Raw genomic sequence first — 23208 nt, 5'->3', positions numbered from 1 at the left:
TTATTGTTTAACAAACTGCAAATACTTCTCGCAATTAAGGGGAAGGGTCTTTAGCGCCTCTGGATTATAAGTATCGTAGAAAGCATGTACTCCTATGTATTTAGCACGTACAAAACCGCAAATACCATCAAAGACATGCATATAAGACTCTATTGTATGACGCTGAATTCCCCCTTCGACAAATTGCTCAAACTTACCTCCACAAGAGACAGCTACACCAATTTCCTTGCCTTCCATCTTGTCTCCACCAGCTCCGTATGCCCATCCATCAAGAAATACTTTATCCATCCACTCTTTGAGTAAAGAGGGAGCTGCGTACCAATATAATGGAAATTGGAAAATAATACGATCATGTTGCTCTAAGATAGCTTGCTCTGCAAGCACATCAATAGGAGTTCCTTCGGGATAGCATTCATATAAAAAATGTAATGTAACCTCTCCACGCAGTGCTTCTGCCCATGTTTTATTAATCGTAGAAGAAGCCAAAGAGGGGTGAACCACTATGACAAGAGTCTTTTTTTCCATGTTGTTTTTATCCTTGTTCAAACAATAAAGGGAGAAGAATACAAAGTGGTTTTATCCCTCAAGTGTACCCTTCTCCCTAATTATATTCTCAAAAATCTTAATTCTGAAATATCATCAGAATGAATAACCTAATCCTATATACACTTGAGTATTACGATAATCTAAAGAGGGGTTAGTAGGAAGAGAGCTCTTCGATGTCTTAGAAACATTCAAAAGACCAAAATCTGCACCTACTGTTCCATAGTAATTACCAAGGAAAAGCATCGCAGCAGCTCCCCAACCAAAGTCAAAGCGCTTAGCTGTTATATTGGTTACTCCCTCTTTGAATATATTATAACTTGCTACTACACCCGCAACACCTCTCTTGTAAGTCCCCCCAAGAGCCGCTGCAAAATATGGCCCTGTTTGAATACCCACACGCAATCCAGGAGAAACTTTCAACTTATAACCTAAATTGATAGGCACTTGAAGGTAGTGCATAGTAATTTCATTAGACTCTCCGATGCCCAACAAACCCTTAGCATCATCTATAATGTTACCTCCTTTTTGAGCAAACTTATTGCCTTTCATAGCAAAAGTTAATCCAGAACCCAAATACCACCCTTTAAAAACGGGCACATCTACATAAGCTCCTATATGATAACCCACCTTAGTACCAGACTTCATAACATTGAAACCATGGGCCTTAACAGAAGACAAAGAGAAAGCAGGTGCTCCCTCCAGACGGAAGTTGACAAACTGAGCAGATGCTACGCAAACAGATGCTAATAGGATACTTAGCGCGAAAATAAACTTTCTCATAGTTACACTATTTATTCGTTATTACTCAACTTATTTTTTTCGACATTAAAGATTGTACTTTGCCTTGATAGCTTCGTACTCTTTAGACATCTTGAGGTTGTAATACACTGTACTGAGTACATAGTAGGCTGTATCTGGATCTCCAGCATAAGCTTTTTCCAAGTAGGGAAGAGCCTTACGGAAAAGTTCCTCTGCTTTCTTATCCGTAGTAGCATCAACCTTATCTCCCGACTTAATAGCCACAGCCTGATTATAGTAAACACGTCCTATATTGAAGTTAGACTCTGTAAACTCAGGGTCTATCTCCAAAGCCTTAGCAAAGCATTCGAGAGCTTTTGTCTCATCGGTAGGCTCATAGAGTTTACCCATAACATCGTAAAGTTGGGCGTTATTTGGAGCTTTTTCTATCGATTTCTGCAATAAAGCTATAGCTTCTTCGCTCTTTCCCGTTTGAATCAATGTATTGATAAGGTTTACAGAAAAATAAGACTCATTAGGGTAGAGAGCCAAGCCCTCTTTCATTGTCGCAATGTAATTAACCGTATCGGCTGTTTCAAGATAGGTTTGAGAAAGAATCTGATACAAATCATTACGGCGATAGTCTACTGACTTGATTTCTTCTGCCAATTTGATAGTAAGAGCTTTATCTCCAGTCTGATAGGCATTGATTACAGAGAAGAAATCTACCATCATAGAATTAGAGTCTGCTGCAGCAATAGGAGTACCTGCAAACATAGGTAGCTTCTTAATTTGCTTAAAGTTATCAAAAGCCTCTAAAGCCTTTGGATAATCTTTAATTTCCATATAATAGCCTCCTGCATTAATAAAGTAGAGGAGGTTGATTTGGAAGGCTTCCTTAATCTTCTTGGAGTATTTGCCCAACTTTACGCCATCGGGGCTTTCCATCTTCACAGTAGCCATATAGTAATCGAACATATCCAATAGAGCAGTGTTCATAACGGCTCTGTTGGGCATTTCGCCCTTAAGTTGCTTATTATTTTCGAGGGTAAAATTGGACTCCTCTACAAAACCAGCTACATACCAAGTCTTAGGCTCTGATTTTGTTTCATCATTCTCAAGAGCCGCTTTAATCAAAGTACGAGCTTCTTTATAATCTCCCTTTTTGTCGGCAATACGCTCAGCACCCTTAACATTCGCTTTCTGTGCGATAGCAGGAGCAGCACCCATAAGTACCGCAAGAGCTATTGGAAATGCTTTCTTCATCATTTTCATATTAATAGCTTTATAGTTAATTTAAGTTTTAACACCTCTAACTCCTTTGAACAGAGGCTTATTTCACTTACACTGTATGTTCGTCAGATAATTCTTCACGAGAGTCCTCTTCCACTGACTCTGCCTTGCCAGCAGGACTCCACTCTTCGGTATCTTTTTCTGAACCGCCCTCTTTAGCCCAAGCCTTATCGGCGGTGTCTTCTTCGCGAGCTACGCTACACACAGAGGCAATTTCATCTTCTCGACTTGCCAAATTGATAAGACGCACCCCTTGGGTGGCTCGACCAATCGTAGAGATAGACTCCATGGGCATACGAATCACAACACCACTCTTATTGATAATCATCAAATCTAACTCATCGGTTACGGCACGGAAGTCTACCAAACGCCCCGTTTTCTCAGTAATTTGCATGGTCTTAACGCCCTTACCACCACGGTTTGTAGTACGATAGGTATCCAATAGTGAACGCTTACCATATCCGCCCTCACTCACCACCAAGAGGCTCTCCTCTTCGGGGTGCTTCAGAGCAACCATACCTACCACGGCATCATCATCGTCGTCCAAGGTTATACCTCGCACACCCGTAGCTATACGTCCCATGGCACGCACCTTGCTTTCGTGGAAACGGATAGCACGTCCGTTTCTGTTGGCTAAGAGGATTTCTGCGTTACCATTGGTCAAGCGCACGGTAACTACCCTATCACCTTCGTTCAAATTGATCGCATTAACACCCTTACTACGAGGACGAGAGTAAGCCTCCAAGAGGGTCTTTTTGACAAGTCCCTGTTGAGTGGCAAAAATCAAGTAGTGAGAATTGATGAACTCTTGGTCCTTTTCTAACTTCTTGATACGTATACATGCTGTAATACGATCATCAGGGTCTATATCCAAAATATTCTGAATGGCTCTACCCTTTGTATTCTTCGCTCCCTCGGGTATTTCGTACACGTGTAGCCAGTGGCAACGTCCCTTGGTAGTGAATAGTAACAGGGTAGCGTGCATCGAAGCTGAATAGATGTATTCGATAAAGTCTTCTTCACGAGTAGTAGAGCCCTTGGAGCCGATACCACCTCTTGCTTGACTTCTAAACTCGCTCAAAGGAGTACGCTTGATATAGCCTAAGTGAGAGATCGTTATAATCATCTCATCATCGGCATAGAAGTCCTCTGGATTAAACTCTTCACTGGAGAAAACAATCTCTGTCTTGCGCTCATCGCCGTACTTTTCCTTAATTTCGATAAGCTCCTCTTTAATAAGCTCCATAAGGAGATCATCGTTAGAGAGGAGTTCTTGCAAGCGATGGATTGTTTTTTCCAACTCTTCGTACTCGGCGCGTAGCTTGTCTCTCTCCAATCCCGTGAGAGCGCGCAAACGCATATCCACGATAGCACGAGCCTGAATCTCCGTCAAAGCAAAACGCTCACACAGACGCTCCATAGCCTGATTGGTGTTTTCGGAAGAGCGTATGATGCGAATAACCTCATCGATATTATCAACGGCAATAAGCAGACCCTCTAAGATATGGGCACGCTCCTGCGCCTTACGCAATTCAAAACGACAACGACGCGTAACCACATCGTGTCTATGCTCCACAAAGTAGTGTATAAGCTCCTTTAGATTCAACTGACGAGGACGTCCATTCACTAAGGCGATATTATTAACACTAAAATAGCTTTGTAGTGCTGTCAATTTGAAAAGATGGTTCAATACTACGGAAGCATTGGCATCTCTCTTCACCTCGATCTCTACACGAAGACCTCCCTTACCACTGGAAACATCAGTAATATTAGAAATTCCCTCTATACGTCTGTCCGTTACCAACTGAGCAATATCTTGTACCAACTGTGATTTGACCACCTGATAAGGGATCTCGGTTACAACAATCGTTTCACGTCCATGCGCATCAGTCTCTATCTCGGTACGAGCTCGCATAACTACTCTACCTCGCCCAGTGAGTAAAGCCTCCTTTACTCCTGCGTAGCCGTAAATAAGACCTCCCGTTGGGAAGTCGGGGGCTTTCACGTAGCGGATAAGTTCCTCAACAGAAATCTCCCCCTTACTGTCAATATAAGCCACACAACCATCAATACACTCCGTCAAATTGTGAGGAGCATATTAGTAGCCATACCGACGGCAATTCCCGAAACGCCATTAACCAGCAAATTAGGGATACGTGTAGGCAATACAGTAGGCTCTAACGTGGTATCATCATAGTTATTTTGGAAATCTACAGTCTCTTTCTCTATATCTCGTAGCATTTCACCAGCGATCTCCGTCAAACGAGCTTCCGTATAACGCATAGCCGCAGGCGAATCTCCATCGATAGAACCAAAGTTACCCTGCCCATCTACCATCGGATAGCGCAAGTTCCAAGGCTGAGCCAAACGCACCAAAGTCATATACACCGAGCTATCTCCATGGGGGTGATACTTTGCTAAGACCTCCCCTACTGCCTTTGCCGATTTTTTAGTAGGTTGAGAATAAACATTGTTCATCTCATTCATAGCGTAAAGTACTCGACGATGCACGGGTTTGAAACCGTCTCGCACATCTGGCAGAGCTCGAGAAACAATCACCGACATAGAATAATCTATGTAGGCAGATTTCATTTCGTTCTCGATATCTATCTTTATAATCCTATCTTCACGCTCCTGTAGTTCTTCCATAAGTCGCTTTTTTGCTTACATTGTGTCGTTCTCTTATGAGGAATAAAAGTCGTATCTTCCAAGACGTAGCACTCATAAGGATAGTTCTTTTCGAGTGGCTAAGTTACTACTTTTCTGCGAAAGTTTTGCCTTATTTCAATATTAATTAAGGCAATAAAAGCAGAGGAGTTGCTATCCATCTCTTCGCCTCTCCAATGGATTTCTAAAAAGAGCTGTACCTCAAGTTACAAAAGGACTAATCCATTTGCTCAAAACCATTATACCTTTAGTTCGAAAGGTACGATGGTTATGAAAGTTTACTCGGAGGGTTACTGACGCAAGGTATATACCTTTCTCAGAATAGTAATACCACCATTACAAAAGAGCAAAAATAAAAAGCCCTCAGACTCTCGTCCAAGGGCTTATAACCTCCGTAGGTTGAAGCAACCTACAAAAGAATTACTTGATATTGACACTTGTGGCTTCGTACACTTCCATTGTATTAGAGTCGTATACGAAAGCTACCAAATGGCATTTCTGTACATCGTTGATGTTTTCTAAAGAGCGAGTATAGCTTACCTCTTTATCCAAGGTAACAGCCTCACCCCAAATACCATTCAAGCTACCACGGAGTACATGATTGTGTACATAGTTGTACTTATCTTCTGCTCCCTCTTGAGGAATACCTGTGATACCGTCTTCTATCACCCACACTTGGAGCATCAAGTCTTTGGGCAAGTTCTCGCTATTGCCATACTTTTTCAAAGTAATCTTAGCAGTAACAGCATCGATACCGTCGCTTGTAGCCTCTGTCTTTATTTCAAAGATGCGAGGTTTACTGTCCAACAGACCTTTAATAAGCCCCGACCAAGTACCAAACTCATTGATAGAAAGAGCATTTCTACCGGGGAACTTTGTTCTACTAATAATTCCTGTTGGTAAGCCAACACCATTAGCAAATCGCTCATAGTAAGCCGCAGCCTCGGGAGTAAACAAAGACGATCCCTTTGGGGTAAACGCAGCCGTTCCATGAAGCCCCACGGCTACTACATTGTGTCCAAATAATTTTTGGATATCATGTATTGCCAAAGCAGCCTTAGGACAGTTTACACATTTCTCTCCTGTAAAATCTTCCAAGAGAATAGTTCGTTTATCTCCGCCCATCCCTGCATCTAATGGAACTAAACGCTTCTCGGGAGCAATCTTACTACACGAACTAAAAAGCGTGAGCAAACCTGCAGAAAGTATTGATAGTATTAAAGCACTTTTTTTCATACCCTATTTGTTCGTTTAATTAAAAGTTACCTGTATAGGAAATGTAGAAACCTTTGGTTTGAGGCATCCATCTACACACCCCACCAGAGCAGTTCATACCAGCACGCGTTCTTCCGTAAGAAAGCATCACACGGTGAGAACCTTCTGTATAAGTAGCCCCTACCATATAGTAGTGTTGCTTGGTAGTACCCATATTATATTGGTCAGAAACTGAAATCATCCAGTTGGGCAAGAAAGAGAACTCTGCCAAACCATAAATCCAATTACCCTCTGCATGCTTGGTAGCAAGGAACTGAAGCTCTGTTCTCAAAGAGGCCTTGCGACTCAATTTATAAGTACCATCATAGATAAATATGTTAGAGTAGATATACGGATCTGCCTGAAGAGGATTTTCTACGTGCCCCTCTACTACTTCTTGATTATAGATTTGGTGTAAGTAGGTAAAGGTAAAATTGTAGTTAGAAGAAACCTTTTTACTAATCTCTACGTTAACATCAGAGTAGTAGAGCCCTCCCATACCAAAGAAAGGCGAAGTATAACCATCAGTACCATACATAGAAGTAGGAACAGAGGGATCTACACCTTGGAGATAGTTCTTCTTCAGACCACGAACATGAGATACGTTAAGTCTCACACCTGTTCCGTACTTACCGCCGAGAGCTGTTTTACGACCAAACTTGTAACGAAGCTCTCCCTGAAAAGCCCACTCTCCTGCTGGCTGTGTAGCATAAGGATAAAGTGCTGCCAAAGTGTAGGTGTGCTGTGCCGTAAATGGAGGCAAATGATTTACGTGCAAGTGCATCCCAAGCAAACTGCGCTGTGACATAAAATTAAAGTTCTCACTACGCTTAGCCTGCAAAAGCACACTCATACCCGACTTTGAATAAGAGGCAGAAAGCATTGCCACAGATCCAGGATGGTAGATATAGTTATTTTCTGCGGTTGGGTCATTGAGTTTATAAGAATACTCTCCGTTCAAAACAAAGTTACCTACCCCAAAACGTAGTCTACCCCCATAAGCTGCTACATATTCGGGTAAATTAAGGCGATAATTCTTACCATCTCTAGACACCAAGACATCCGCATCTTTCTCTTGCTTAGTTACGAAAGAGCCTCCTAATTGAAGACTCATATTACGAGAACGGAGCCCAGAGAACCATTCTTCAGCACTCAAGTTGAGGTCTGTTCCCGACACAAAACCACGATCAGGATTAAACACCTTGAACGTCCTATCAAAGTTGTAACGTTGCTGACCTGTTAGAGCTTTGAAAGTAATCCCTTTGTAAGGAGAAATCGCCACACGAGCCCCTCTAAGGGCATTATCTATGCCCAAGTTGCGATCTTCATAGGCACGGAAGATAGTACCGCTACCAAACTGATCGTAAAAGTCCCCCAAAGTAACTTCTGCCATCTTGCCATAGTAAGCAGTTAAGTACATATGAGGTATGCCTCTTCCTTGCTCTATAAGACTTCTTCCTGGCAGTGGAGCCGAGAGTTCTTCAAAGCGAGTTCCTAACTCCAAATAATTATTACGAAGTGTAGCAGATACATAGCTATTCCCTCTCCAGCTATTGTAAGTATCGCCTTTAGTCCGTGAGAAGAGCATATCGCTCTGCACGCTAAAACTGGCTTGCAGAGGTTGCCACTTCTCAGGGCGGGGGAAGAAAGACTCTTGTCTCTCTACAGGCACTCCCTGAGTATAGGTCGAGGGGATAGAATCATTGGCCCAAACGGACGAAAAGAAAAGGGGGGCAGCAACTACTGCCATCCCCCATCTAAGGATCTGTTGTTTCATTTCCTATTTATTTCTTTAGATGTTTACGTACTACCTCTATAAGATGCTCTTCTGAACCATCGCTATAACCACTATGGGTGTACACGATATTTCCCTTTCCATCTACTACAAAAACGGCAGGTATGAGGTTCACCTTCATAGCTCTCTTGAAGTCAGAGTTGCTATCCAAAAGCACTTCATACTCCCAACCATTACCGTCTACGAGAGGTTTTACCTTTTGAGCATTCTGTCCCTCATCGATAGAAACAGCGATTAACTTAACGCCTGTTTCATCTTGCCAATCTGCATACACTTCGTTGATAGCTTTCAACTCTCTCAAACAAGGCTTGCACCATGTAGCAAAAAAGCTGATGATAAAGGGCTTGCCATTGTTATTAAGTTTAGCAGTATTGATTTCTTTTCCTGCCAAAGTTTTAATATTTACGCTGGGCAATGCGTTCTGAGCTTGCGCTGCAAACGCTACTAACAAGATGGTAAATAGAAGAGTTAGCTTTTTCATAATGCGACTAAATTAAAATCTGTTCTGTTCTTTTACGTTCTAAACTGGCACAAATATAGGACATTTGATGGGATTATTGGAGAAAGGGTTAATGGTATTATCTCTTTTCTTCTATGTAGATATTTTTTCTCGTTCTATAGCCTCCAAGCATTAACTACACCAGAAACAACCAGATACACTTAGCCTCTATCGACTTAAGCCAAGCTCTATCAGAACAAAGACTTTACAAAAAGCTACACCCCAAAATAATGGATGTATTGACTGGATGTATATAAAATATAGGTGTAGCGCAAGAAACTTATTTGAATGAATCATCAAATAAAAAGCAATTGAGCAGTAATATTGCACCCGACTGCTTATTATCAACGAAGACAAAGCAATAGGAAAAGATTTATTTCGCGACCATCTACTCTTGCTCATCTCCTTGCCCCCTATACCATAGTATTGTAGTATATTTGTGGGCAGTGAATAGTTCAAATTGAAATCAATATGAAAATAACCTCGCTCTTAGCAGTCATTGTAGCGACTGTTCTTACTTTGTGGAACTCTCCACACGCCAAGGCATGCTCTGACCTTATAGTGGGTAAAGGAGCTTCTAAAGATGGTTCTATTATGATCTCTTATGCAGCCGACTCTCATACATTGTATGGTGAGCTCTACCACTGGCCTGCCCAACATTGGGCTAAGGGAGCCATGAGACAAATCATAGAGTGGGATACGCACAAACCCTTAGGCTATATCCCGAAGTGCCCTATACCTATAATGTAATAGGTAATATGAACGAACATCAATTAGCCATTACAGAATCTACTTGGGGTGGTAGAAAAGAGCTATCCATACCCAACGGAATTATGGATTATGGTAGTCTGATACAAGTTACTCTCCAACGTGCTAAAACTGCACGTGAGGCGATTAAAGTAATGACCAATTTGGTTAAAGAGTATGGTTATCACAGCTCTGGAGAGAGCTTCACGATAGCCGACAAAAATGAGGTATGGGTACTGGAACTCATCGGCAAGGGTGCCAAGGAGAAAGGAGCTGTTTGGGTAGCTATGCGTATTCCTGACAATGCTATCTCTGCCCATGCCAATCAGGCGCGCATCCAGCAGATAAAATTCAAAGACCCAGAAAACTGTCTCTACTCTCCTGATGTAATTTCGTTTGCTCGCAAAATGGGTTACTTCAAAGGAAAAGATAAGGACTTCAGCTTCCAAAAGGCCTATAACCCTTGGACTAAGGATAACCTACGTGGTTGTGAAGCTCGTGTTTGGGCTTTCTTCAACCGCTTTGCAGAAGGTATGGACAAACATCTTGCTCTTGCTATGGGTGATGTAAATCAATCTCCTATGCCTCTCTATGTAATCCCCAAACAGAAACTTTCTGTAGCTGATGTACGCGACATGATGCGAGACCACTACGAAGGCACTCCTATGACCATGTGCGAAGACATTGGTGCTGGTCCCTACAAAGTACCTTATCGCTGGAGACCTATGTCTTGGAAACACGAGGAAAAGACTTACTTTAACGAACGTGCTATAGCCACCCAACAGACGGGCTTTGTTCTTGTTGCTCAGTTACGCAACTACCTCCCAGATGAAGTAGGAGGTGTATTGTGGTTTGGGGTAGATGATGCTAATACTGCCGTCTTTACGCCCATGTATGCCTCTATGAAGCAAACACCCGAATGCTACCGTGTAGGAAATGGAGATATGATGAATTTTTCATGGACAAGTGCCTTTTGGATTCATAACTGGGTTGCCAATATGGCTTATCATCGCTATGATCAAATGATAAAAGATATCCGCCCTGTACAGAAGGAGTTGGAGCAAGGATTCGACACTATGCTCGCTCAAATAGACCAAAAAGCAGTTGGACTACTTAAAACTTCTCGCGAAGAAGCCATTAACTACCTCACCGAATACAGCAGCCAAGTAGCTAATGGAGCTACCGCTCGCTGGAAGCAACTCGGAGAGTATCTCTTAGTTAAGTATATGGATGGTAACCGAAAGAAAGAAGAAAACGGACGTTTCAAAGACAACGGTTACGGACTTAGTGAGACCCCTGATTTTCCTGGGTACGATGCCGAGTATTACAAACAAATTGTAGAGCAAACAGGAGAACGCTTCCTGTCAGAAGGAGGAGAACACTAATCTCTATTAACCCTATATCAAGAGGATAGTAGTCTAAGTCGTAAAACGCCTTAAGACACTATCCTCTTTTGTTCATTAGACAAGTATTCACCCTTTATAGTGCTTTATGAAAGGAATTGTTCTTGCTGGAGGTTCAGGCACTCGCTTATATCCTATAACCAAGGGAGTCAGTAAGCAACTTTTGCCCATATTCGACAAACCGATGGTCTACTATCCTATCAGCGTACTTATGCTGGCAGGGATACGAGACATACTCCTTATTACAACTCCAGAAGATATGCCATCTTTTCGACGTTTGTTGGGCGACGGTCGAGACTTTGGTATTAATCTTAGTTATGCCGAGCAACCCTCTCCTGATGGATTGGCACAGGCTTTTCTAATTGGAGAGTCTTTCATCGGACAAGATGCTGTATGCCTTGTTTTAGGAGACAACATTTTTTACGGAGCCGGATTTACCCCCCTCCTCAAGAATGCTGTTAAGAGAGTGGAAGAGGAGCATAAGGGGACCATCTTTGGTTACCGAGTAAGTGACCCAGAACGCTATGGAGTAGCCTCTTTCGACTCCCAAAACAGACTTCTTTCTATTGAGGAAAAGCCCAAGAACCCCAAGAGCAATTATGCCGTAACAGGACTCTATTTTTACCCAAACGAGGTAATACAAATAGCACACAACATCAAACCCTCTGCTCGAGGAGAATTGGAAATCACTTCAGTCAATCAAGCATTTTTAGACAAAGGGGCTCTTTATTTAGAACTTTTGGGGCAAGGGTTCACCTGGTTAGATACAGGCACCCACGACTCTCTAAGCGAGGCTTCGACTTTTATCGAAGTTATTGAAAAACGACAAGGTCTAAAAATAGCTTGCTTGGAAGAAATTGCTTTCCACAACGGTTGGTTGTCATCAGAGCGACTAATAGAGATAGCTCAACCTATGAGCAAAAATGGATATGGACAATACCTATTCTCTCTAACTGAAACAAAAAACTAAATCCAACGACTAAAATGAGTATCCTAATCACTGGGGGAGCTGGATTTATCGGTTCTCATGTAGTACGCCACTTCGTAGAGCATTACCCCCATCAAAAGATTATCAATTTAGATAATCTCACTTATGCAGCCAATATGGCAAATATAGATGACCTCAAAGAGTACTCCAACTATAACTTCGTGGCAGGCGACATTACAAATGCTACACTACTACAAAAACTCTTCTCGATGGAAAATATAGAGGGGATCATCCATTTGGCAGCCGAGAGTCATGTAGACCGATCCATTGAAACCCCTCTGCTCTTTGCCCAAACTAACGTTATAGGCACTCTTACCTTGCTTGACACGGCTCACAGAAACTGGAAAAAGAGTGGTATACAAGGACGTTTCTACCACATATCTACCGATGAAGTGTATGGTTCTCTCCCTCTCTCTGGAGGCTTTTTCACAGAGCAAACGCCTTATAATCCGAAGAGTCCCTATTCGGCAGCAAAGGCTTCGAGCGACCACTTCGTTCGCGCGTATCACAATACTTATGGTATGGACACTGTGATTAGCAATTGCTCCAACAACTATGGACCCTATCAATTTCCCGAAAAATTAATTCCCCTCTTTATTCATAACATCTGTTTAGAGAAACCTCTACCAGTCTATGGTAATGGCGAAAATGTTCGAGACTGGCTCTATGTAGAGGATCATATACAAGCCATTGACCTAATATATCGGAAGGGGAAAAATGGACAGACCTATAATATAGGAGGACACAATGAGCGGAAAAATATCGACCTCATACAAACCCTAATAAAAATAACTGACCAACTATTAGGACGCCCCTCGGGCTACTCTTTAAAGCTTATAACTTACGTAGAAGATCGGGCAGGGCATGACCTCCGATATGCGATAGATGCCTCAAAAATTAAAAATGAATTGGGCTGGACTCCCCAAACCTCTTTTGACGACGGGATACGAAAAACAGTTATTTGGTACTTAGAACATAGAGACTGGCTCGAAAATATAAGTTCGGGAGCTTACCAACAGTACAATGAGCAGTTCCGTCACTAAACAGCCGTTGCATTAGTATATTCGATTTCTTTTATAGATGAAAGATTTTATTCTTACCGCTACACAAGGAGAAAAAGCTGTTTTGATAGGTCTTATAACACCTAAGGTTACAGAGCAGCAAGCTAAAGATTATCTTGACGAGTTAGCTTTCCTATCAGAGACCGCTGGAGTGCAGCCTATAAAGAGTTTTATTCAAAAGCTCGATATGGCACACTCAAGTACTTTCGTAGGGAAAGGGAAACTCAACGAGATAGCCCAGTATATACAGGAGGAAGGTATTGATATGGCTATCTTCGATGACGAACTCTCGCCCAAGCAACTCAGAAATATAGAGACCACACTTAAAGTACGCATATTAGATCGTACCAGTCTTATCCTCGACATTTTCGCTACGCGAGCGCAAACAGCTCATGCTAAAACACAAGTAGAACTGGCTCAATATCGCTACATGCTCCCTCGACTCACTCGTTTATGGACACACTTGGAACGCCAACGTGGAGGAGTAGGGATGAGAGGTCCTGGGGAAACACAGCTCGAAACCGACAAACGTATCATATTGGATCGTATTAGTAAACTCAAAGAGGAACTAAAACAAATCGATAGGCAAAAAAGCGTGCAACGGAAAAACCGTGGCAAGATGGTGCGTGTAGCTTTAGTAGGATATACCAACGTGGGCAAATCTACGCTTATGAATGTTCTATCTAAAAGTGATGTCTTTGCCGAAAACAAACTTTTTGCCACCCTTGACACTACGGTTCGCAAAGTAATTCTACACAATCTACCTTTTTTGATAAGTGACACAGTGGGCTTTATTCGCAAGCTCCCCACAGAACTTATTGAGAGTTTCAAAAGCACTTTGGACGAGGTGCGAGAGGCTGACTTACTCATACACGTGGTGGACATCAGTCATCCCGACTTTGAGTCTCAAATCAATGTAGTAGACGCCACGCTAAGAGAGCTATTGGGCAAAGAAGAAAAACCTCAAATACTCTTATTCAATAAAACAGATGCTTTTACTTATACCCCAAAAGATGAAGATGACTTAACACCTCGAAGCCGAGAAAATTATAGCCGAGAAGAGCTTGAACGCAGCTGGATGGCAAAAATCGGTAGAGACTGTCTCTTCGTTTCTGCTTATACAGGCGACGGTATCGAAGCACTCAAGTCTATGCTCTACGAGCGAGTAAAAGAGATACACATTCGCCGTTATCCCTATAATGACTTCCTATTCCAAGACTACGAAGGTCTGGAGGAATAGAGCCTCTTATCCTCGTCTATTCTCCACATAAAAAAGATAGAATTAAGTGGGAGGCAATAAACTTCTGCCCTTTTGTAGACACATACACAAAACATTAGAAACGGAATTAGGTAACAAACACTAATAGATATTTTTCTCAGACTATTGTTCCAATTTGTTCGGGTAGTTGTATATTTGCGGAGTAAAAGGGCTTAGTAAAGCTAAAAGGTTGCCTTGTTGCTTCTGATATAGTGAGCATCCTTGAAAGAAAACATAAATAGTAAATAATCATAAAGATGAAGGTTGTAGTAAAAATACTGGTCGGCTTGGCCGTTATAGTACTTGCTTATTTGTGTGTGATGAGTATTTTCACTCCAGAACAGTTTAACAAAGAGCAGAGAAGACGTGAAGCACTCATACAAAAACGGCTAAAAGACATTGCTACTTACGAGTTGGCTTACCGTGAGGCCTATGGGCAGTTTGCTTCGGCAGAGGAGTTGGTACAATTCCTTACAGATGGGAAGATATTTGTTATCAAGGCTGAAGGAGACTACACTGATGCTATGTTTGAAAAAGGACTTTCGGAAGCAGACGCTGCAAGACAAGGACTCATCAAACGTGATACTATATACGTTAGTGCTAAAGATTCTCTTTTGAAAAATGGAGAAAATCCAGCCGAGCTTATCCTCGTACCCGAATTTCCCCAACATCAAATAGAAATTCAAGCCTCAGTCATACCTCAAGAAGTCGGTAATGACACTATTAACATGGCAGTATTTCAAGCTGGTGTGCCAATGGAGGTATATCTACAAGGTATGGATCGTCAAATCCTTGACAATAAAATCCGTGATGCCAAAAGTCGCAACAATGGTAAGGGGTATCCAGGTCTCGTAATTGGCTCTTTAGAAGAGTTTAAGAGTACAGGTAACTGGGAATAAATGGCTGAGCTCAGCAATGGTAAACTTGCTTCACTTATAACAGAAAAAGAAGCAGAGAAATGTACAATGTCCATCTGTATTTCTACAGATGGACTTGCTTTTTTCATATCCTCTTCTGAAACATCTTCCTTACTACACAGTGATAAAATCCTCTTTGCAAAGAAAGACAAGCTCTCTTTAGAGGGAGAATTAAGTGAACTCATTTACACCCATCCCTTTCTTACATATCCTTATCAAGACGTAACTATTTCCTTCCCCGAAGAGAACTTTATCCTAATTCCTCCAGGAATAGCTATTGAGGGTAAAGAAAATCTTTGGATATCTTCTTCATTGATATTACAAGATGATAGCGTTGGATATGTGGCGACTTATCCTATTAACGAGTATGGCATACAACTCCTCGCCTGCTGGTCTTCAAAGGCTTACTCTTTTTTGCGAAGAACCTATCCCTACCGTACTATAGAAGCCAGCATTGTCAAGCAACTAAAAGAGGCTATTAACTCCTCACATAAGGAGTCTCCACTACAACTATTTGTCTTCATAGCCAACAGACATATCAATCTCATTGCCTGTCATAAAGCACTATTCTTTTAGCCAATAAATTTGAACTTGCGCCTACTCTATCTCCTCAAGGTATAGCAGACCAAATACTTTTCTACATCGGCTCCTCTCTCAATGCTCTAAACCATACGGCATCCACTATCGAAGAAAAACTTATAGTTTTGAACTACACTGAACCTTTGCCTAAAGAAGAAACTCAAAAAGTGGCTCTTGTTCTTCAGGAGAATATCCCCTCTTTGGGCATAACTTACAAGTGGAGTTCTCAACAATAACAGTTACAATACACTTGTATGCGCATAATAAGTGGAAAATATGGTCGAAGGAGATTTACTCTCCCCAAAGGCTTAAAACTCCGCCCTACTACAGACTTGGCTAAAGAGGCTCTATTTGATTCACTCAATGCTTCCATAGGACTTGAAGATATTGATGTGTTAGACCTTTTCTGTGGCACAGGTAGCATCGGAGTAGAGTTTATTTCTCGTGGGGCACGTCAAGTAACCATGGTGGACAAAAATCCTAAACATATAGCCTTTGTCCGTCAGGTAATTACAGAGATTGGGGCTACAAATGATGCACAAACCTTCGTCAAAGAGATGCGTTCCTTTATCCAATCGGCACAAGAAGAAGGGAAATCGTATGATGTAATCTTTGCCGACCCTCCCTATGATCTTCCATGGTTAGGAGAAATTCCCACACTTATTCTCTCATCTTCTCTATTGAAACCCGATGGTCTTCTCATTGTAGAGCATCCCTCCACCTACGATTTTTCAGAAATATCTCACTTTCTAAGGCACAAAAGCTATAGTGCCGTAAACTTCTCCTTTTTCTCCAAAACAGGGAACTAATATTCTCCCCTCTTTCTTAGAGTATAAAAAGCCACACAGAAGTATAATCCTTTGAGTAAAAAGGATTAATGCTTTTGGGTATAACCTTTAATCGTTTCAAACGTAAGGTATAATCATTTTGTATATTCAGGCAATAAATAAAACCGTTGTACAAGTTCTCCAAAGTCGTTTTAATCAACTTTTACGAGAATAGACAACGGTCTACATTATTTGATTCTCTCCTAATTCGTTCCAAATAGATTTAGACTAATTATTCGGAAAGAGTATTATCTCTATTGGTTTTCGAATTCCTATATATACCGTAAGCAAATTATTTTCATCCTTAAACCCAATAATTTCCTGCGACAGATTTCTATGGCAGAGTCCCCATTATTTAGGGGACTCTTGAATCTTTGTAGTTGTGTTCCTCATGGTAATCAAATATGGGTCAAAATGTATCCTGCCAGAGAGCTACCTGCTCACGTAGTTGTCGATCAGCATCAGCGTCTACAATCACTCCTTTTTCCACATCAAATGTTTGACCAAAACTGGGCAGTGAAAACTTTGCAATAATGTTACCCCCAAACCATGGAAAAGTTTCTGAAGCAAGGTTTAGTACAGAAGCACCACCTCTTGGACCTGGAGATGTACTCATAAGTAACATAGGTTTTTGTCCGAAAACATTCATATCTATACGAGATGTCCAATCGTAGAGATTCTTGAAGGCTGTGCTAAAAGCTCCATTATGCTCTGCTAAAGAGCAAGCAATGGCATCTGCAGCCTCCAGTTTACGCTTAAAATCTATGGCTTGAGCTGGAATGCCCTCTTGATTTCGTTCAACAGAATAGATAGGCATTTCATAATCATTGAGATCAACCCACTCAATTTCGATACCTTCTTTTACAAAACTCAAGGCATATTTAAGCAGAGTCTTGTTAATTGATTGCCGAGAATTAGATCCAGCAAATGCTAATACTTTCATTCGTTTATTCTTTTATTTTGATTAATATAAATAGTTAGGGAGTTGCATCAGTACATCCATCACGAGCACCACTGCACCCTCCATAGCGCGTACGCTAATATTGTCGACTTCCCATACTCCGAAACCATCGCTGGGACCAAGTTGTTGCCCTTCCACTTCAACCTTTCCACTTATAATAAAGAAGTATGCCCCATTACCTTTACGTTTAATTGTATAGGAGGTAGTTGTCTCTTTAGCAAACTCCCCCCAGCTAAACCAAGCATCCTGATGAATCCACACACCCTGATCATCGGGATTAGGAGATAGTATCTGCTGAAACTCATTGGGCTGCACAAACTCCGATATTTTCTTTTGTTGATAACGAGGCGAGACACCCTTCTCTTTGGAGAAAATCCAAATTTGCAGAAAGTGTACAAGTTCTTCGTCCGAAGCGTTCATCTCACTATGAGTTACTCCTGTGCCTGCCGACATTACTTGAATCTCTCCACGCTTGATAACGCTCCCATTACCCATACTATCTTTATGCTCTAATGCTCCAGATAGAGGGATAGATATAATCTCCATATCTCTGTGCGGATGCGTACCAAATCCTTCTCCTCCTACCACACGATCTTCATTAATAACTCTAAGTGTTCCAAAGTTTACACGCGCTGGATCATAATAGTCAGCAAAGCTAAAAGTATGGTAGCTTTTGAGCCACCCGTGATTAGCAAATCCGCGAGTCTTAGCCTGATGTAATATTGTCTTCATCTTAACTTATTCTTTATTTACAAGGCAAAAGTATTAGACTCTCAAGAAACACACATTGACCTATGTTAAGAGGTAGAAATACTAAAACAAATCCTCCGTATAAATAAAGTTCTTGTTGCACTATTCTCAAAACTCTCACCCCATCATCTACTTGTGCATACCCTTTCTGTCATCAATCTCAATACCCTCTAAAACCAAAAAATTTTCTCCTAACACATGCAATAAATCTTATTCATATCCTCTCCCTACTCTGCTATTTATTTCTCCCTTATGAAGTCCCATAAAAAAGTTCTTTCATCCGCTTTGTAAGAGAGTATAAAAATCTCATAAATACGAAACCGCACCCACCGAATAATTGTACAGTGGGTACGGTCGTATAAAATAGATTTTTAAAGGAGTATTAATCCCACTTATTGCTACTGGATAGTGCATACTTGCCAGCACCAGTAAAGAAGAGAGACAAGGCTCCAAAGAAGAAAAGTCCTGGTAGTTCAGCCGACCATCCTCCAAATTTATCCAGAGTAAAGATCGAATGACCTCCGAACCAAATAATGGCCAAACAATTGAGGGCAAAAATTAAAGCCGCCAGCCTCGTACGATATCCAATAATAAGAAGAAGGGGAACAATTACCTCTCCTATATAGACACCATAGGAAATAAATGCGGGAAGCCCTTTGGCCACAACCATACCTTGAACTGCTCCTACTCCTCCAATTAATTTGGCTATACCATGAAGTAGCATCATAATACCTATTGAAAGGCGTATCACTAAGAATCCTAAATCTTTATTTCTATTCATAGACATTTATATAGTTAACAATAAACTTTCTCTACTCAGCACAATTATTATACTTATGATTAAAAACCTATGCGATTTACTAACCAGCTATCACAAAAATAGGAAATAAAAAACTATTTACATCTCACACGAGCTATTTTATGTTTACAAGAAGAGAACAGTGTACAGATTTCGCAAAGAATACAAATACGTAAAGCAAAAGAAGCGTATACAAGAATGAACTTAAATATTAATAAGGAGACTGTTACATAACAACCCCCATTGTCTGCATTACTATTGATGCTCAAACTTCGAGAACAGACTATAGCTAATACTTCTTAAGTAGACTTTTGATATAGTTAAGCCTATTTAGAGCTTCTATTGGAGTAAGATTATTAATGTCTATGGCGAGCAAATCGTCTCTAATTTCCAAAAGCAAAGGATCCTCCATTTGGAAGAAAGAAAGTTGAAATTCTTCCTCTTTACGATCAATATCTTTTGTACTCTTGCTACTCCGGGTATGGCCATTATTTCTCTTTCCACAACTCCATCCTGTATTCGTTCAGATTCGAGGGTTTTAAGTATTTCGCTCGCCCTATCTACTATACTCCGAGGCATCCCTGCCAATTTTGCTACTTGAATACCAAAACTATGCTCATTTCCTCCTTCGACCAGTTTACGAAGAAAAATCATTTGCCCCTCAACTTCTTTTGCCGACACACTATAGTTGCGTACACGAGAAAGAGATTGGGCCATTTCATTTAATTCGTGATAATGGGTAGCAAAGAGAGTCTTTGGCCGTATCAAAGGCGTGTTGTGCAGATGTTCAACAATGGCCCATGCAATAGAAATACCATCGAATGTGCTGGTACCTCTTCCCAATTCATCAAAGAGAACCAAACTGCGAGAAGAGAGATTGTTGAGAATACTTGCAGCCTCCTGCATTTCTACCATAAAAGTGGACTCTCCCATAGAGATATTGTCCGAAGCTCCTACACGAGTAAAAATACTATCGACTACTCCTATCGAAGCACTACGAGCAGGAACGAAACTCCCTATTTGAGCCATCAGAGTTATGAGAGCTGTCTGGCGCAGTAGAGCTGACTTTCCACTCATATTGGGACCCGTTATAATCATAATTTGGCACCCATTGTTATCCAATAAAAGGTCATTGGCTATGTAGGGTTCTCCAAAGGGGAGCCGTTGCTCAATTACGGGATGTCGTCCCTCTTTAATATCTAGGATGAGAGAGTCGTTTACAACTGGGCAGACATAGTTCTGTGCTAAAGCCACTTCTGCAAACGAGAGTAAGACATCAAGAGTGGAAAGTAGACGAGCATTTTGCTGGAGTGCTACGACAGATTCCTGAAGATCATCTACCAATTGATTGAAAAGAAGGGTCTCTAAAGTTAGTATCCTCTCCTCTGCCCCTAATATCTTCTGTTCATACTCTTTAAGTTCTTCTGTTATATAACGTTCTGCATTAACCAAAGTCTGCTTACGAATCCACTCTTGAGGTACTTTATCTTTATGCGCATTACGCACCTCTATGTAGTAACCGAATACGTTATTGAAACCTACCTTTAGAGAAGGAATCCCTGTACGGTCGCTCTCTCTCTGTTGTAGTGCCAACAAGTAGTCTTTTCCAGAAAAAGCCAATCGACGGAGTTCGTCGAGTTCTTCACTATACCCCTCTGCAATAACGTTACCCTTATTTACCTGTTGAGGAGCATCAGGGTTAAGTTCATATTTAATGCGCTCCCGCAGCAACTCACATAGAGCCAAACCCGAAGCTAAAGATTGTAGAAAGGCATTGTCTGTAGCGGCACACTTTTTTTTGATTTCTTCTATGGCAATAAGAGCATTCGCTAAAGAAACTACTTCTCGAGGGGTTATCCTCTTCATGGAGGCTTTAGAAACCATACGCTCTAAATCTCCGATTTCTGGGAAAAGGTTCTTCAGGTCAAGGCGAAGCGAAGAGGTATTATGTAGATGATTAACAATATGCTGTCGCTCTTCAATTAGTGCTATCTCTTTGAGAGGAAAGGCAATCCATCGTCGCAAAAGCCTTGCCCCCATGGGAGTTATAGTTCTATCCAATATATCGCACAAACTTAACCCATCGGGATTCATCGGTTGCAGTAGCTCCAAGCTATGAATCGTGAAGTTGTCCAAGCGTACAAACTTCCCCTCATCAATGCGACTAATAGACGTGATATGGCCTATTTCTGTATGCTGCGTAAGGTCTAAATAATTGAGAATGGCCCCTGCAGCTGTAATGGAGAGAGGATAGTTTTCTAGACCATATCCCTTTAAAGATTTTACCCCAAAGTGTTGGAGTAGTCGCTCTTTATTATTCGAAGGAGTAAAAAGCCAATCATCTGTTTCGAAAACAAAAGAATGTATATCTCCCATACGTTGATTGTACTCCGAACGCTGCTTGCGCTCCACTAAGATCTCCTTAGGTTTATAGCCTGCAAGAAGTTTTTCTATCAATCTATCATCTCCCTCTACGGCAGAAAATTCACCCGTCGATATATCCAAAAAAGAGAGTCCTATACGCTCCTTTCCAAATGTAATAGCAGCCAAGAAGTTGTTCTCTTTGTTCTCCAACACATGATCTCCGACAGCAACTCCTGGGGTGACCAATTCAGTAATTCCCCTCTTAACCAACTTTTTAGTCAGTTTGGGGTCTTCCAGTTGGTCACATATAGCGACTCTTTTGCCAGCCGCTATGAGACGAGGTAAATAGGTATTTAAGGCGTGATGAGGAAATCCTGCTAGCTCTACATGTTGCGCCGAACCATTAGCCTCCGCGTGAGGGTAATCCCCAATATACGAGCAGCCTCAACAGCATCTTCGACAAAAGTTTCATAAAAGTCTCCTACACGAAAGAGGAGAATAGCATCGGGATGCTTTTGCTTAATCTGAAAGTATTGCCTCATCAAAGGCGTTTCTACAACATTTCCTGCCACGACAATATCAATTTTGGAGCTATATGAGAAACAAAAGTACAAAAGAGTTTGATGTAAGTTTATTTTACATGGCAAAAAGTCGTAGTGTACCCTCGTCAAGAGAGATTTCGGTGTAAAAATTCTTTTTCCAACAAAAAAAGAGTGAAGGATATTTGGTATTTTCATTTCGATTATCTATATTTGTGGCTTGAAGTGTAAGTGGTGCTTCTCGTTAGCGGTGTATAACGGAGGCACGCTTTGCGTTTTACCAATGAGATACAAACAATTAATTCAAACAATGACAATGCTAAGAAAAGGCTTCGTTTTTGCGGGCTTTGCAGTGTTGCTTGCGTTTCCTCTACAGGCTTTCTCCTCGGAGAGAGCGGTTGCTTTGGAACGTGGTCCTCGTACGATGGCTACGAATCCTGTGCAAAAACGAGCGATACGAAGTAACGTTGCAGACACCCTCAATCTGGACAACCTACTTGCTGACGGTCTAAAAGGAATTGAAAAAATCAAGGCAAACAAAGCTGCTCTTGAACTTGAGCTGGCCGATGAGGCCCTCAATGCCCCAGCTATTGAACTCTACGGAGAGAATAGCTGGGGTAGTTATGTCAATCCTTTTGCGGGACAGCATGTAGCAATCCCTGCATCACACGATATCGACTGTAATGGATTTGTGATGCCCCTTGATGGAAAAATAAGACTTACATCAGGTTATGGTTATCGTCGTCGTTTCCGTCGCCAACACAAAGGGGTTGATTTAGCCCTTAGAACCGGAGATACTGTACGTGCTGCCTTTGACGGAAAGATTCGCATCCGTGACTATGAAGGTAAAGGCTATGGCAACTATGTAGTAATACGCCATCCCAATGGGTTGGAGACTGTTTATGGTCATCTTAGTCGCCATTTGGTGCAAAAAGACCAAATAGTACGAGCAGGAGAACCTATTGGCTTAGGAGGCTCTACGGGTCGCTCTACGGGTCCCCACCTCCATTTTGAGACACGATTTATGGGGGTAGACATCAACCTTCTTTCATCATAGATTTCTCAGAGGGGGCTCCTTGGCGAGATGTCTATACTTTCCAATATAAAGGAGGAAAAACTGTAGGAACTTTTGCTTATAGTGAAGCCACAAGTTACAAAGGGGCAAGTTCTCTTGATCCATCAGCAGCGCAAGCCAAGGTTCAAGCAAAAACGCCTTCAGTTTA

The 23208-nt window shown here is 41.5% G+C and carries 16 protein-coding genes and 3 pseudogenes; 8 read left to right on the top strand and 11 right to left on the bottom strand.

The genetic code is table 11. The features are described from left to right. From JCM15907_RS00420 to JCM15907_RS00390, 7 genes and pseudogenes are all read right to left on the bottom strand, one after another. Complete coding sequence (locus JCM15907_RS00420; RefSeq protein WP_025842262.1) at window positions 1-525, bottom strand: NAD(P)H-dependent oxidoreductase; 525 nt, start codon at window positions 523-525, stop codon at window positions 1-3. A gap of 114 nt (window positions 526-639) precedes the next feature. Further along, the gene (locus JCM15907_RS00415) at window positions 640-1326 is read right to left on the bottom strand and encodes a porin family protein (RefSeq protein ID WP_025842261.1); all 687 of its coding nucleotides are present in this window, start codon (window positions 1324-1326) and stop codon (window positions 640-642) included. Between the two features lie 45 nt (window positions 1327-1371). Then, window positions 1372-2553 carry a tetratricopeptide repeat protein gene (locus JCM15907_RS00410; RefSeq protein ID WP_025842260.1) on the bottom strand — a complete coding sequence of 394 codons (1182 nt, stop codon included), beginning with the start codon at window positions 2551-2553 and terminating at the stop codon, window positions 1372-1374. 73 nt (window positions 2554-2626) lie between these two features. Next, window positions 2627-5226, bottom strand: a pseudogene (gene gyrA / locus JCM15907_RS09880) (DNA gyrase subunit A). Window positions 5227-5664: 438 nt separating this feature from the next. Next, complete coding sequence (locus tag JCM15907_RS00400; RefSeq protein WP_025842259.1) at window positions 5665-6480, bottom strand: Omp28 family outer membrane lipoprotein; 816 nt, start codon at window positions 6478-6480, stop codon at window positions 5665-5667. 19 nt (window positions 6481-6499) lie between these two features. Next, window positions 6500-8275, bottom strand: coding sequence for a DUF6029 family protein (locus tag JCM15907_RS00395; RefSeq protein WP_025842258.1), 1776 nt, complete (start codon window positions 8273-8275; stop codon window positions 6500-6502). A 7-nt stretch (window positions 8276-8282) separates the two neighbouring features. Then, window positions 8283-8774 carry a TlpA family protein disulfide reductase gene (locus tag JCM15907_RS00390; RefSeq protein ID WP_025842257.1) on the bottom strand — a complete coding sequence of 164 codons (492 nt, stop codon included), beginning with the start codon at window positions 8772-8774 and terminating at the stop codon, window positions 8283-8285. A 489-nt stretch (window positions 8775-9263) separates the two neighbouring features. On the opposite strand from JCM15907_RS00390, the pseudogene JCM15907_RS09875 reads away from it, so the two are divergent. From JCM15907_RS09875 to rsmD, 7 genes and pseudogenes are all read left to right on the top strand, one after another. Then, a pseudogene (locus JCM15907_RS09875) lies at window positions 9264-10924 on the top strand (dipeptidase). Between the two features lie 106 nt (window positions 10925-11030). Then, complete coding sequence (gene rfbA / locus JCM15907_RS00375) at window positions 11031-11912, top strand: glucose-1-phosphate thymidylyltransferase RfbA (protein ID WP_025842256.1); 882 nt, start codon at window positions 11031-11033, stop codon at window positions 11910-11912. 14 nt (window positions 11913-11926) lie between these two features. Then, window positions 11927-12973, top strand: a complete 1047-nt coding sequence (gene rfbB / locus JCM15907_RS00370) for a dTDP-glucose 4,6-dehydratase (protein WP_025842255.1) — start codon at window positions 11927-11929, stop codon at window positions 12971-12973. A 37-nt stretch (window positions 12974-13010) separates the two neighbouring features. Further along, window positions 13011-14231 carry a GTPase HflX gene (gene hflX / locus JCM15907_RS00365; RefSeq protein WP_025842254.1) on the top strand — a complete coding sequence of 407 codons (1221 nt, stop codon included), beginning with the start codon at window positions 13011-13013 and terminating at the stop codon, window positions 14229-14231. Between the two features lie 275 nt (window positions 14232-14506). Continuing rightward, the gene (locus tag JCM15907_RS00360; protein ID WP_025842253.1) at window positions 14507-15148 is read left to right on the top strand and encodes a hypothetical protein; all 642 of its coding nucleotides are present in this window, start codon (window positions 14507-14509) and stop codon (window positions 15146-15148) included. Next, window positions 15149-15742, top strand: a complete 594-nt coding sequence (locus JCM15907_RS00355; protein ID WP_025842252.1) for a DUF3822 family protein — start codon at window positions 15149-15151, stop codon at window positions 15740-15742. A 257-nt stretch (window positions 15743-15999) separates the two neighbouring features. Next, window positions 16000-16554, top strand: a complete 555-nt coding sequence (rsmD, locus tag JCM15907_RS00345) for a 16S rRNA (guanine(966)-N(2))-methyltransferase RsmD (RefSeq protein WP_025842251.1) — start codon at window positions 16000-16002, stop codon at window positions 16552-16554. Window positions 16555-16981: 427 nt separating this feature from the next. On the opposite strand, the gene JCM15907_RS00340 is transcribed toward rsmD, so the two are convergent. From JCM15907_RS00340 to mutS, 4 genes and pseudogenes are all read right to left on the bottom strand, one after another. After that, complete coding sequence (locus JCM15907_RS00340; protein ID WP_025842250.1) at window positions 16982-17515, bottom strand: NADPH-dependent FMN reductase; 534 nt, start codon at window positions 17513-17515, stop codon at window positions 16982-16984. A gap of 21 nt (window positions 17516-17536) precedes the next feature. After that, a complete protein-coding gene (locus JCM15907_RS00335) occupies window positions 17537-18265 on the bottom strand; it encodes a pirin family protein (RefSeq protein WP_025842249.1) in 729 nt (242 codons plus the stop codon). A 400-nt stretch (window positions 18266-18665) separates the two neighbouring features. Next, on the bottom strand, window positions 18666-19064 hold the full coding sequence (locus JCM15907_RS00330) for a DoxX family protein (RefSeq protein ID WP_025842248.1): 399 nt from the start codon (window positions 19062-19064) through the stop codon (window positions 18666-18668). A gap of 307 nt (window positions 19065-19371) precedes the next feature. After that, window positions 19372-22018: pseudogene (gene mutS, locus JCM15907_RS09870) on the bottom strand (DNA mismatch repair protein MutS). A gap of 283 nt (window positions 22019-22301) precedes the next feature. Here mutS and JCM15907_RS09865 point away from each other — a divergent pair. Then, window positions 22302-23042, top strand: coding sequence for a M23 family metallopeptidase (locus JCM15907_RS09865; protein WP_242396736.1), 741 nt, complete (start codon window positions 22302-22304; stop codon window positions 23040-23042). Window positions 23043-23208 lie beyond the last annotated feature (166 nt).

It is taken from the genome of Porphyromonas gingivicanis JCM 15907 (assembly GCF_000614585.1).
GTDB lineage: Bacteria > Bacteroidota > Bacteroidia > Bacteroidales > Porphyromonadaceae > Porphyromonas > Porphyromonas gingivicanis.
This window is presented reverse-complemented; position numbering and strand designations above follow the sequence as displayed.